The 13,196-nt window shown below is 42.5% G+C and carries 10 protein-coding genes; 7 read left to right on the forward strand and 3 right to left on the reverse strand.

The annotated features are described in order from the left end of the window. Window positions 1–75: 75 nt before the first annotated feature. From DXX94_RS16060 to ettA, 3 genes are all read right to left on the reverse strand, one after another. The gene (locus DXX94_RS16060; protein WP_116017448.1) at window positions 76–573 is read right to left on the reverse strand and encodes a glycine cleavage system protein R; all 498 of its coding nucleotides are present in this window, start codon (window positions 571–573) and stop codon (window positions 76–78) included. Between the two features lie 70 nt (window positions 574–643). After that, window positions 644–1,018 carry a PilZ domain-containing protein gene (locus tag DXX94_RS16065; RefSeq protein WP_116017450.1) on the reverse strand — a complete coding sequence of 125 codons (375 nt, stop codon included), beginning with the start codon at window positions 1,016–1,018 and terminating at the stop codon, window positions 644–646. A gap of 85 nt (window positions 1,019–1,103) precedes the next feature. Beyond that, window positions 1,104–2,777 carry an energy-dependent translational throttle protein EttA gene (ettA, locus tag DXX94_RS16070; RefSeq protein ID WP_116001070.1) on the reverse strand — a complete coding sequence of 558 codons (1,674 nt, stop codon included), beginning with the start codon at window positions 2,775–2,777 and terminating at the stop codon, window positions 1,104–1,106. 411 nt (window positions 2,778–3,188) lie between these two features. Here ettA and DXX94_RS16075 point away from each other — a divergent pair, with 411 nt between their 5' ends. The 7 genes from DXX94_RS16075 to DXX94_RS16105 all read left to right on the forward strand — a co-directional run bounded on the left by DXX94_RS16075 (window position 3,189) and on the right by DXX94_RS16105 (window position 13,083). Further along, complete coding sequence (locus DXX94_RS16075; protein ID WP_309545223.1) at window positions 3,189–4,916, forward strand: AMP-binding protein; 1,728 nt, start codon at window positions 3,189–3,191, stop codon at window positions 4,914–4,916. 513 nt (window positions 4,917–5,429) lie between these two features. Continuing rightward, window positions 5,430–7,574: an ABC transporter permease subunit gene (locus tag DXX94_RS16080; protein ID WP_116017452.1), complete on the forward strand. Its 2,145-nt coding sequence runs from the start codon at window positions 5,430–5,432 to the stop codon at window positions 7,572–7,574. A gap of 16 nt (window positions 7,575–7,590) precedes the next feature. After that, complete coding sequence (gene pstA / locus DXX94_RS16085) at window positions 7,591–9,228, forward strand: phosphate ABC transporter permease PstA (protein WP_116017454.1); 1,638 nt, start codon at window positions 7,591–7,593, stop codon at window positions 9,226–9,228. 127 nt (window positions 9,229–9,355) lie between these two features. Next, on the forward strand, window positions 9,356–10,180 hold the full coding sequence (pstB, locus tag DXX94_RS16090; protein WP_116017456.1) for a phosphate ABC transporter ATP-binding protein PstB: 825 nt from the start codon (window positions 9,356–9,358) through the stop codon (window positions 10,178–10,180). A gap of 38 nt (window positions 10,181–10,218) precedes the next feature. Further along, entirely contained in the window at window positions 10,219–10,920 is a 702-nt protein-coding gene (gene phoU, locus DXX94_RS16095; protein WP_116001066.1) for a phosphate signaling complex protein PhoU, read from the forward strand. 205 nt (window positions 10,921–11,125) lie between these two features. Then, on the forward strand, window positions 11,126–11,806 hold the full coding sequence (locus DXX94_RS16100; protein ID WP_116001065.1) for a TIGR00153 family protein: 681 nt from the start codon (window positions 11,126–11,128) through the stop codon (window positions 11,804–11,806). A gap of 11 nt (window positions 11,807–11,817) precedes the next feature. Next, window positions 11,818–13,083 carry an inorganic phosphate transporter gene (locus tag DXX94_RS16105; protein ID WP_116017458.1) on the forward strand — a complete coding sequence of 422 codons (1,266 nt, stop codon included), beginning with the start codon at window positions 11,818–11,820 and terminating at the stop codon, window positions 13,081–13,083. Window positions 13,084–13,196: the final 113 nt, after the last annotated feature.

The raw sequence follows: 13,196 nt of genomic DNA on the forward strand, positions 1-13,196 counted from the left end.
AGCCCTGTAGGTGTTGCTGCATATTGCCAAATATTACTGCCAGAATGCTACTGTCAAAATACTAGCGCCAGAATACTATTGGCTAATATCTACCATTAAATCATCCGCTAGGTTTTCAAGTGCACAGATAAGCTCGTCTAACTGAGTTTGATTCACTTGAATTTGCGCCTTGGCGTTAAACATAGTTTGGCCAGTATGTGGCGCCGCCCCTTGTTTACTGACTAACTTGATCAAGTTGCCACCTTGATGATGAATTACAGAAGAAATGTCTTGCACTATACCTTGGCGATCATTGGCCGTTAATTCTAACGTGATCGCGGCCTGCTCATCGCTATCTGCTGTTGAGGTGATTTGAGTTTGCACTTGCAAGTCAGGCAGCTGTTTTAATGCGCTATCGAGTGCTTGAATATCATTAGCGCTTGCTGACACTTCAATAACACCAGCAAATGTGCCGATTAGGTGGTGCAAGCTACTGTTTTGCCAATTACCTTGGTGCTGTTGAATAATGGCTGATAGCTGATCAACGATACCTGGTTGGTCTTTACCAACAAAACTTATAACTAAATGGTCCATGATTTCCTCGCTGAATGAGTTGCTTAAAGGCGCCAATTGTTGGTTGAATATGGTGTGATTTTTATCACTGCTATTGGCTTTTGGAAAGTTGGGAAAGCTCTTTTTCTAACTGAGATTGGTCACCCAAGTTAAGTTCTACCAATCGACGTAGGTGCGTCACACTATCAATATCAATGGCGTTGCATTGCAGCCCCATGGTGTCGGCCTCTTGGTGTACCACGCCAATATGCATTTCTACTAAGGCATCACTGTCGCCTAACTTAAACACTAATCGACCTAACTTACCTTGCAATCGTGAATTGCATTTCGGATTAGTGACTAACGCGCCGTTAAGGGAAATGTCGTGAATAGAAACAGGAAATGCTTGTTCTTCTAATTGCTCCTCAACATACAAGGTTGCTTTGATAGAAAACAGAATACGGGTGAATTGACGTCGATTTTCCATTACTTAAATTTTGTTACCGATTTTAGCTTTAGCATAGCCTTTGTAACTAAAAAAGGCACCCTTAGGTGCCTTAATAATTTATCAATTAACTGATTTTTTTGTATTTAATGCGATGTGGTTGATTTGCATCAGGTCCAAGCGTTTTTTTCAGCCATGCATCGTAATCGGTAAAGTTGCCCTCGAAGAAGTTAACTTGACCCTCGTCACGGTAATCAATGATATGGGTGGCAATACGATCAAGGAACCAACGGTCATGGGAAATTACCATGGCACAACCTGGGAATTCTAATAGAGCTTCCTCAAGTGCACGTAAGGTTTCAACATCAAGGTCATTGGTTGGCTCATCCAGTAGCAATAAGTTACCACCAGTTTTCACTAGCTTAGCTAAATGTACACGGTTGCGCTCACCACCTGATAAGTCACCAATGAATTTCTGTTGGTCATTACCTTTGAAATTAAAGCGTGAACAATAGGCGCGGGCGTTAATTTCGTATGTGCCAATTTCAATAATGTCGTGGCCTTCAGAAATTTCTTGATAAACGGTATTTTTGCCATCCATGTCGTCACGGAATTGGTCAACACTGGCCAGTTTTACCGTGTCCCCTAATTCGACGGTACCTGAGTCTGGTTGCTCAGTATTTGACAACATTTTGAATAGTGTAGATTTACCCGCACCGTTAGCACCAATAATGCCGACAATCGCCCCTTTAGGAATTGAGAAGCTTAAATCGTCAATCAGTACGCGATCGCCAAATGATTTGGTCAGGTTGTTAACTTCTAGTACTTTGTCACCTAAACGCGGTCCAGGTGGAATGTATAGCTCGTTGGTTTCGTTACGTTTTTGATGATCTTGACTGTTAAGCTCTTCAAAACGTGCCATACGGGCTTTGTTCTTTGATTGACGTGCTTTCGGGCTTTGACGCACCCATTCAAGTTCTTGCTTGATGGTTTTTTGGCGAGCACTTTCAGACTTCGCTTCAATTTCTAAGCGCTTTTCTTTTTGCTCTAGCCATGAAGAGTAGTTACCTTCCCATGGAATACCTTCACCACGGTCAAGCTCTAGAATCCAGCCAGCAACGTTATCTAGGAAGTAACGGTCATGGGTAATAGCCACAACAGTACCTGTGTAGTCGTGTAAGAAACGCTCTAACCAAGCAACCGATTCTGCATCCAAGTGGTTAGTCGGTTCGTCGAGTAACAACATGTCTGGTTTTTGCAGTAATAAACGACAAAGTGCAACACGACGACGCTCACCACCACTTAATACGCCAACTTTTTGATCCCAATCAGGCAGGCGAAGGGCATCAGCAGCACGTTCAAGTTGGTTATCTAAGTTGTGACCATCAGCGCTGGCTAAAATAGCCTCTAATTCACCTTGCTCTTTAGCTAATGCGTCGAAGTCTGCGTCAGGCTCAGCGTAGGCTGCGTAAACTTGATCAAGGCGTGCCATGGCATCTTTAACAATAGAAACACCTTCTTCAACCACTTCGCGAACGGTTTTGTTTTCGTCAAGTTCAGGTTCTTGCGGTAAGTAGCCAATGTTGGTGCCAGCTAATGCGTGCGCTTCACCTTCAAATTCCTTGTCAACGCCCGCCATAATGCGAAGTAATGTTGACTTACCAGCACCGTTTAAACCTAATACACCAATTTTCGCGCCAGGGAAAAACGATAATGAAATGTCTTTTAATATAGTGCGCTTAGGTGGCACCACTTTTGAGACACGGTGCATCGAGTAAATAAATTTATCTGGCAATGCCATGAAAAACCTTCTTAATAAATGAATGTTTGAATGACCAATATTTTATACCCAAGGTTAGGTAAGATGCGAGTTTCAATGACAAATAAATAATCAAATAAATAGCTAATAGAAGATTAACGCGTCGTAGCATTGTGCACCGACTTAACACGGCATAGAACAGTTTTAAGTTTGTTTACGTACTTGCCTGCGTACTATTTCAGGTACGTGTTTAAACATTCTTTTGTTGAACCATTGTCTTACATGTATTTGATGGCTCAGCTAAAACGTCTATTTAAATCATTTGTTAAAGGAATTGGCTAGTTAATGCTGGCAAGGGCTAGGTAAGGTGCTAAGTCGTGTTTTTAGTTATGTAACTGATTGTTCGCAAAAATGATTGATAAAATTACCATTGTTGACATTAGGCGAGAGGGAATGCACATTCTATTGTTGAATGTTTCAACAATGGGTTACATGTTGATCATTCTTACCAAACAGTTCACGGGGTATGATCTCAGCATCATAGAAATTGTTGCATCATTGACTGACCGATTTGATGTAAATACAGGGAATAACAAAATGACAAAAAATGAAAATAATATTGATCTTCATGGTCTTTCGTCACTGGCTGAACTTATTACAGAGAGCTGTACAAAGTTTGCCGACAAGCCCGCATTTAGTTGTTTAGGCCAAACATTTTCTTTCGCACAAACTTACGAGCAGGCATTAAATTTCAGTAAATACTTACAACAGCATACTAATATTAAGGCTGGCGACCGCATTGCCGTGCAGCTTCCTAACTTGATACAATTTCCTGTTGTTGCATACGGTGCCTTGCTTGCTGGTGTTGTGTTAGTTAACACTAACCCGCTCTACACGCCACGTGAAATGCAGCACCAGTTTAAAGATTCTAGCGCCAAAGCGATTGTTATTTTGGCGGACTTATTACCTAACCTTACCCAAATTATCGACAATACTGATATTGAGCAGGTGATCGTCACACAGGCAACCGACTTTTTAATGCCTGATAAACGCTACCAAGGTGAATATCTTTCTCTTTTAGATTGTCTTGAACAGGGCGCCAAGGTTGAAAGTTTAACACCTGTCGCTGGCGAGCTAAGCGACTTGGCGGTACTGCAATACACAGGCGGGACAACAGGATTATCGAAAGGGGCAATGCTGTCTCAAATTAACTTGCTGGCAAATGCTGAACAATCATTCCAGCGCTTTAAGCCTAAATGTGTCGATGGCGAAGATGTCTATATTTGTCCACTGCCGCTTTACCATATTTATGCTTTCTTAGTGAACTTGATCTTGGCTGCTTCTCATGGCGCCCACAATGTACTAATTCCAAACCCCCGTGATATCGATGCCTTTGTCAAAACCTTATCGGCATATCGCTTTACCCACTTTACTGGTATCAACACCTTGTTTGTTGGCTTGTGCCAGCATCCAGATTTCGTGAAGTTAGATTTCAGCTCGCTACGTATGACGATTTCTGGCGGTACGGCGCTAACTCACAGTGCTGCTGATATTTGGCTAAAAGTTACCGGCTGTACTATTTCTGAAGGCTACGGTTTATCAGAAACCTCGCCAGTGCTTTGCTTTAACCAACCGGGTAATGAGCGCTTAGGTACGATTGGCTTCCCGCTTGTCGATACAGACCTACAGATTTGGGATGAAAACAACCAAGCCGTAGCACAGGGTCAAGAGGGTGAAATTGTTGCCAAAGGCCCACAAGTGATGTCAGGGTACTGGCAACAAGAAGAAGCAACGGCTAAATCTATTATTAATGGCTATTTTAAAACCGGCGATGTTGGTGTTATTGACGAGGATGGACGCATTCGCATTGTTGATCGCCTAAAAGATATGATTATTGTCTCAGGTTTCAATGTTTACCCGAATGAAGTAGAAGACGTGCTCAGTCGTCACGATGATATTTTAGAAGCGGCGGTAATTGGCGAACCTGACGACGGTACGGGTGAAAAAGTGGCTGCCTTCGTGGTATTAAAACCTGATACAGGCTTAACTGAAGAAGATGTGCGAGGCTTTTGTAAAGAGCACTTAACGCCTTACAAGGTACCGAAGAAAGTCGCATTTATTGATGAGTTACCAAAGTCTACCGTAGGTAAAATCCTACGCCGTGAGCTGAGAAGCGCGTAAAAAATAGTAGAGCGTGTTGGCCTTTCGAGGTTGAATTTTGTTCAATCTAAACACTTTCTGATCGCGGCGCTCGATTTGCGTTAGGGGCTTCCCTATAAAAAACGAGCAACAATGAACAGAAAGTGTTTAGATAAACCCGCAGGGCAGCGCCTGTTTGGATTTTCTAGTGCGTTGTCGCAGGATTTATGGAGAATAACTACACTGCACCTGCTCCGCCTGCTGTAAAAACCAAACAGGCTGCTGCAAAAACAACCCTGAAACGTCAATACGCTCTATTAACCAAAAGGTCAAAAATCCCTATACCCCTGATTAAATAAGGGGTACCTCTATTTATGACAGTTTTGTGAATTTCTCTTTGTCACATAACTGTCATATTTCTGTCTTATACTCTCGCCAGTTTTTTAATCCCATCATTTAATGTAGGTAAATTGAGTGTCTATAGCGTCTCAATCAGCTGACATACGTCAGGTGAAAAATAAGCTAGCCAAATGGTTCATCTCCTTGGGAGGTGTCATGGTGCTATTTACTTTGATCTTAATCTTCTTGTACTTGCTTTACGTGATTAAGCCGATTTTCGAATCAGCTGACGTCGAGCCAGTAAATGAAATCAGTGTTCAAGCCAATGGGAATATTTTGGCAACGGGCCTAGATGAGCTAAAAGAAGTTGCTTATCAACTAGATTCAGAAGGTTATATGACTTTCTACCAAATGTCGGAAAGTGATTTTCGCGCACAAGGTAGCCAAATCTTATCTGAGCAATTATTTGCTGGCGGTATTACTAAGGTTATTGCAGCGGATAACGGTCGCCACTTAATTATCGATAATGAAGGTGAAGTTAGCCTAATCGCAGCAAAATTTACGGCAATTTACCCAAGAGATAGCCGTGATATTACGCCTTCAATTATCTACCCGTTAGGTGAAGAAGCCTTGCCAATTGATGAGCAAGAACAAGGTATTACTAAGCTTGGTTTTGCGATGAACGATGAAAAAGCAACGTTTGTTGCTTTTACTGATGATCAGCGTCTGATCAAAACAACCTTAGTTGCAGATGATGATTTTAACTATGACCCTGCATTTGAGCCTGTTTATCAAGAAATTGAGTTTGAAGGCACAAAGGTTGATGACATCATGGTCACACCAGATTTAATGATGGCGTTTGTTCGTTCAGGCAACCAAGTTACTGTGTACGACATGGACGATGAATTTAGCGTAGATGTTAAAGCCGAGCTAACTAACATTGTTGCTGAAAACGTTGATATTACTGCAATGGCCTTGCTTTCTGGTGGTTCATCAGTACTGTTTGGTGACAGCCAAGGCCAAGTTAGCCAGTGGTTTGAAGTCGCAGGTAAAAAAGGTCGTCAATTCCAAGAAATTCGTCGTTTTACCGCAAGCGAAACTGAAGCGGTTGCTGGCATCTACACTGAGATGTTCCGTAAGAGTTTCTACACCATGACAGCATCTGGTGAAATGGGTATTTTCTACACCACAAGTGATGCCGACTTATGGCATGGTGCCATTGCGAAAGAAATGCCAAAAGCCTTGGCGATTGCGCCACGTGCCGATGCCTTAATTGCCGCTGATGGCAGTAGCTTAGCGCTAATCGCATTGCACAATGAACACCCTGAAGTAACGTGGAAGGCGTTATGGCAAGAAGTTTGGTATGAAGGTTACCCTGAGCCAGACTACATCTGGCAATCAACCGGTGGTGCCGATGATTTCGAATCGAAATTCTCGTTAGTCCCTATTTCATTCGGTACGATGAAAGCTGCCGCTTATGCAATGTTATTTGCTGTACCGTTAGCGTTAAGCGCGGCAATCTACACCGCTTACTTTATGCCACCGGCATTGCGCAAAAAAGTAAAACCAACCATCGAGTTAATGGAAGCATTACCAACGGTAATTCTTGGTTTCTTAGCGGGTCTTTGGTTAGCACCACTAATTGAAGATTATTTACCTGCGATTGTCCTGCTGCTAATTTTCCTACCAGTAGCGACGTTTTTAACGGCTTTCACTTGGTTCAAGTTACCACGTGAATACAAGGCAAAGCTGCCTGAAGAGTGGGCTCCTATCATCTTAATTCCTATTCTGATTTTAGCGGGCTTCTTAGCATTCGCGTTATCACCATTTATGGAAAGCTTGTTCTTTGGTGGCGACATTCGCCAATACATTACTAACGATTTAGGTATTTCATTTGACCAACGTAACGCGTTAGTTGTGGGTATTGCAATGGGCTTTGCTGTAGTTCCAACCATTTTCTCAATGGCTGAAGATGCGATTTTCAGTGTACCTAAGCACTTAACCAGTGGTTCATTAGCACTAGGTGCTACGCCATGGCAAACACTGGTAAAAGTTGTTTTATTAACGGCAAGTCCAGGTATTTTCTCAGCGATTATGATGGGTCTTGGTCGTGCGGTTGGTGAAACCATGATCGTATTGATGGCAACGGGTAATACGCCAGTACTCGATTGGAGTATTTTCCAAGGTATGCGTACTTTATCAGCGAATATCGCCGTTGAAATGCCGGAATCGGAAGTAGGTAGCTCGCATTACCGCATTCTGTTCTTAGCAGCATTCGTGCTATTCGTGTTCACATTCGTATTCAATACGCTGGCGGAATTTGTACGCCAACGTCTCAGAGAAAAATACAGCTCGTTGTAAGGGAAGGATTGATTAAATGAAAGATTGGTTTAAAACAGGCTCCCCTTGGGTTTGGTTATCGGCGGGTGGGGTTAGCTTAAGTTTAATCTCAGTAGTTGGCCTATTGTGGTTAATTGCCTCAAACGGTTTATCGTACTTTTGGCCGTCGAAAATTCATCAGTTCAATATGGTGGATGAAAAAGGTCAGCCATTAGTAGTCATCGGTGAAGTTTACGACCGTGAACGTATTCCAGCGAGCCAGTTGTCGCATGTCGACTTAGGTGTTGAAATTACCGAAGACACAATTGAACGCTTATTGGTAAAAACTGGTAACCGTGAATTGGTAAGCCTAGATTTCCGTTGGATTTTAGCGCCGCAAATTACTGAGCGTAGCCTACCTGCTGACGTTGCTGTGGTTGAGCGTCGCAGCAACGGTAATTTCTATGGTTTTGTTGAAAAAGTGATTCTTGATGGTCAAGAAGCCGATGCATCAAAGCTTGATGAGTTACTAGAGCGTGTTAATGAGTTCCAAGAAGAGATCAGCGAGTTACAAAAAGTTGATATTGGTGCGATTAACTACAATCTTGAGCGTTTGCGTTTAAGAGAGCGCAAATACATTATTGATGGCGAGTTAACTGACGAAGTTAAAGCTGAATTAGATGCACAAGCGGCAGAACTGCGTAAGGAATATGAAGTACTTGAAAAAGACTTGATGGCACTGCGCAGCCAAGTATCACGCGACCAAGTGGTAATGCGCGCGATGGGCGGTGAGCTAGTGACGATTAACTTTGATCAAATCATCAAGATCTCATTCAATAACCAGTTGAGCTTTTTCGGCAAAGTAGCGACTTTCTTTGACCAAATCGCCGGTTTCATTTTCGATGAGCCTCGTGAAGCTAATACCGAGGGCGGGGTATTCCCAGCGATTTTCGGTACGGTATTAATGGTGCTGTTAATGACAGTGATTGTGGCACCATTTGGTGTGATTGCCGCGATTTATTTACATGAGTACGCAGCGAAAAATGCCTTTACTAAGCTTATCCGCATCGCGGTAATTAACTTGGCCGGTGTACCATCAATCGTTTACGGTGTATTTGGCTTAGGTTTCTTTGTTTACATGGTTGGTGGCAACTTAGACCGTTTGTTCTACCCAGAAACACTGCCTAGCCCAACATTTGGTACGCCAGGTGTACTTTGGTCAGCGCTAACACTAGCGATTCTAACGCTACCTGTTGTGATTGTTTCAACGGAAGAAGGTTTAGCGCGTATTCCGTCATCAATGCGTCACGGCAGCTTGGCACTAGGGGCAACAAAAGCGGAAACTTTATGGCGTATTATTTTGCCAATTGCGAGTCCTGCAATTATGACCGGTATTATTTTGGCAATTGCCCGTGCTGCGGGTGAAGTAGCACCACTGATGTTGGTTGGTGTGGTAAAAATGGCACCAACGTTACCGCTTGATGGCAACTTCCCGTTCTTACATTTAGAACGCAAATTTATGCACCTTGGCTTCCACATTTATGATGTTGGTTTCCAAAGCCCGAATGTTGAAGCGGCGCGCCCATTAGTTTATGCAACTGCATTACTGCTAGTGACCATTATCGTTAGCTTGAATATGACCGCGGTTAATATTCGTAACAAGCTACGTGAAAAATATCGCGCACTAGAACACTAATATTAGTAACAGCACTAGCAAAAAAAAAATTAAACCGCTAGCTAAGTATGGCTAGCGGCTGAAAATAGACAAAGAATTCATCAGCGCTGCACTGGCGGCGCCGTAAAAAAGGTTAAAAGAATTAGTTATGATTACAGTAACCCCAAAAACACTCGGTGATGTACCTGCACCATTAGATTTAGCGAACTTGTCACCAGAGCAAACAGCACTGGAAATTAAGAACCTGAACTTGTTCTACGGTGACAAACAAGCGCTTCATGGCATTGATATGAAAATACCAAAAGGCCAGGTAACAGCATTTATCGGTCCAAGTGGTTGTGGTAAATCAACACTATTGCGTTGTATCAACCGTATGAACGACTTAGTTGATACCTGTCGCATTGAAGGTGGTATTCACTTACACGGTGAAAACATTTACGACAAGCATGTCGATGTTGCAGCGCTTCGCCGTAAAGTAGGCATGGTGTTCCAACGTCCTAACCCATTCCCGAAAAGTATCTACGAAAATGTGATTTACGGCTTGCGTATTACTGGTGAGAAAAACCGTCGTGTACTTGATGAAGCAGTTGAACGCTCATTAAAAGCCGCGGCGCTTTGGGACGAAGTTAAAGACCGTTTACACGACAGTGCACTTGGCCTATCGGGTGGTCAGCAACAGCGTTTGGTAATTGCGCGTGCGATTGCGATTGAGCCAGAAGTGTTATTACTTGATGAACCAACGTCTGCACTTGACCCGATTTCAACATTAACGATTGAAGAGCTAATCAACGACCTTAAGAAACAATTCACCGTTGTTATCGTGACTCACAACATGCAACAAGCGGCACGTGTTTCTGATCAAACAGCGTTTATGTACATGGGTGATTTAATTGAATACAGCGACACTAACACGCTGTTTACAACACCTGCGAAGAAACAAACCGAAGATTACATTACCGGACGTTACGGTTAATCGTTATAATTAAGGTAAAGGGTGGATAAGAGTTTATTATGGATACTATCAATATTAGCCGTCACATTTCTGGGCAATTTAACGAAGACTTAGAAACGGTTATCAATCACGTGATGTCGATGGGGGGCTTGGTTGAAAAGCAACTACAAGACTCTATCACTGCAATGATTGAGGCAGATGAAGACCTTGCGAAAGAAGTTCTAAAAAACGACTACAAAATCAATGAATTTGAAGTTTACATTGATGAGGAATGCTCGCGTATTATTGCTAAGCGTCAACCAGCGGCGGGTGACTTGCGTTTGATTATGGCGATTATCAAAACCATCACTGATTTAGAGCGGATTGGTGATGAAGCTGAGAAAATTGCCAACGTGGCACAAGAAAGCTTCTCTAAAGAACAACGTGACTTGCTATTAAACCTAGAGAATCTAGGTAATAGTGTATTGAAAATGCTGCAAAAAACGTTAGATGCGTTTACTCGTATGGACTTTGATGCAGCAATGAAAGTGCACCAGCGTGATAGTAAAATTGACCGTGAATACGAAGCATTAATGCGCCAACTAATGACGTATATGATGGAAGACCCGCGTTCAATTCCACAAATTATGAGTGTTATTTGGTCAGCACGTGCGCTAGAGCGCATTGGTGATCGCTGTCAGAATATTTGTGAATACATTATGTATTTCGTGAAAGGTAAAGTATTCCGTCACACCAGCCCTGAAGATATGAAAAACGTCTAACTCATTGTTTTTCAATATATCTTAAAAGAACTATAGTTAAAGTAGAAAAGGTACATAGTTTATGTACCTTTTTTTGTGTTTGATTTTAATTAAATTCATGACTGATTGGTCAACTAAAATGGTGGAATTAGTTGCAAATGGTGGACATTCAGCTAGAATCCGCGTCGAAAAATAAAACAGAGATTTGTATCCGGGACATAAGACTATGCCGAACAATTCAATACTAGGTGTATTTGCTAAATCACCAATTAAACCGCTGGAGAAACACATTCGCATCGTGAATAAGTGTGCTCGCCAGTTACATCCGTTTTTTGATGCGGTAAAAGCCAAGGATTGGGACCGAGCGGCGAAGATGCGTAAAGAAATTTCGCAACTTGAAAAGGATGCCGATGCACTAAAAAGACAGTTACGTTTAGAGTTACCAGGTGGCTTATTTATGCCTGTTGACCGTGCTGACTTATTAGAGCTACTCACTCAGCAAGATCGCATTGCTAATAAAGCAAAAGATATTTCTGGCCGTGTTATCGGTCGAGAGTTGTCTATTCCTGCTGACTTAGAGAACGATTTTTTCAAATACTTAGCGCGTTGTTTAGATGCCATTGATATGGCGGCTGACGCGATTAATGAATTGGATGACTTATTAGAAACGGGCTTTAGAGGCCGTGAAGTCGATTTAGTTGAAAAAATGATCCACAAGCTTGATGAAATTGAGGACGACACAGACTCAATGCAAATTGGTTTGCGTACAGGACTGCTAGCGATCGAAAAAGACTTAAACCCAGTTGATGTGATGTTTCTTTATCAAATCATCGAATGGGTCGGCGATCTAGCCGATTTAGCTGAGCGTGTTGGTGCTCGTTTAGAAATTTTATTAGCGAAAAACTAAGGTTCGTTTTAATGGACATTTTAATTACACATGGCCCAATGCTGGTCATGATCGCCGCTATTGTCGGCTTTTTTATGGCTTGGGGTATTGGTGCGAACGACGTAGCGAATGCCATGGGTACTTCGGTTGGTTCAAAAGCACTAACCATTAAGCAAGCGATTATTATCGCGATGGTGTTTGAATTCGCTGGTGCTTACTTAGCCGGTGGTGAAGTAACATCAACTATTCGTAAAGGGATTATCGACCCGTCTTACTTTACTGATATTCCTCATTTACTTGTTTACGGTATGATTTCAGCACTATTAGCTGCGGCAACTTGGTTATTGGTTGCATCAGCACTAGGCTGGCCGGTCTCTACAACGCACTCTATTGTTGGCGCTATTATAGGCTTTGCCGCGATTGGTGTTAGCATGGATACCGTTGTTTGGGGCAAAGTAGGCGGCATTGTTGGTAGCTGGATTGTTACACCACTGCTGTCTGGTGTTATTGCTTTTATCATTTTTAACAGTGCACAAAAACTGATTTTTGATACTGAACAACCACTTCGCCAAGCTAAGCGTTGGGTACCGTTATACATGTTCTTAGCGGGCTTCGTATTATCGCTAGTAACGATTAAAAAAGGTTTGAAGCACATTGGTTTAGACGTAGGTACTGTTGAAGGTTATGTCTACGCAGTTGCCGTTGCGGCAATCGTTGCAATAGTGGGTAAATTCTTTATCGCACGTATCAAGTTTGATGAAACGGCTGACAAGCAAAGCCACTACGTTAACGTTGAAAAAGTGTTTGCGGTATTAATGGTTATTACTGCTTGTTGTATGGCATTTGCCCATGGTTCAAACGATGTTGCTAACGCTATTGGCCCATTAGCGGCTGTTGTTAGTATTGTTGGCAATGAAGGTCAAATCGTTAAGAAAGCTGCACTAGAGTGGTGGATTCTACCTTTAGGTGGCTTAGGTATTGTTGCCGGCCTTGCGATTTTCGGTCATCGCGTTATCGCAACTATCGGTAAAGGTATTACTCACTTAACACCAAGCCGTGGTTTCGCTGCTGAATTAGCGGCGGCATGTACGGTAGTTATCGCTTCAGGTACTGGCTTACCAATTTCAACAACGCAAACATTAGTTGGTGCTGTATTAGGTGTTGGTATGGCGCGTGGTATCGCAGCAATTAATTTAGGTGTGGTACGCAATATTGTTGTGTCTTGGGTTATTACCCTACCAGTAGGTGCTGGTTTATCAATTGTGTTCTTCTGGATTTTATCTAGCTCGCTAGGCTAAAACCAAACACAAACACACCCATTCAAAAACCGCTTGGTGAGTTAGCTTGCTAAGCGGTTTTTTTGTGCCTGAAATAAGGCGCTCTTACCTAATATAAGGAAAATAAGAAAAAC

The organism is Thalassotalea euphylliae, from assembly GCF_003390375.1.
Taxonomy (GTDB): Bacteria; Pseudomonadota; Gammaproteobacteria; order Enterobacterales; family Alteromonadaceae; genus Thalassotalea_F; species Thalassotalea_F euphylliae_A.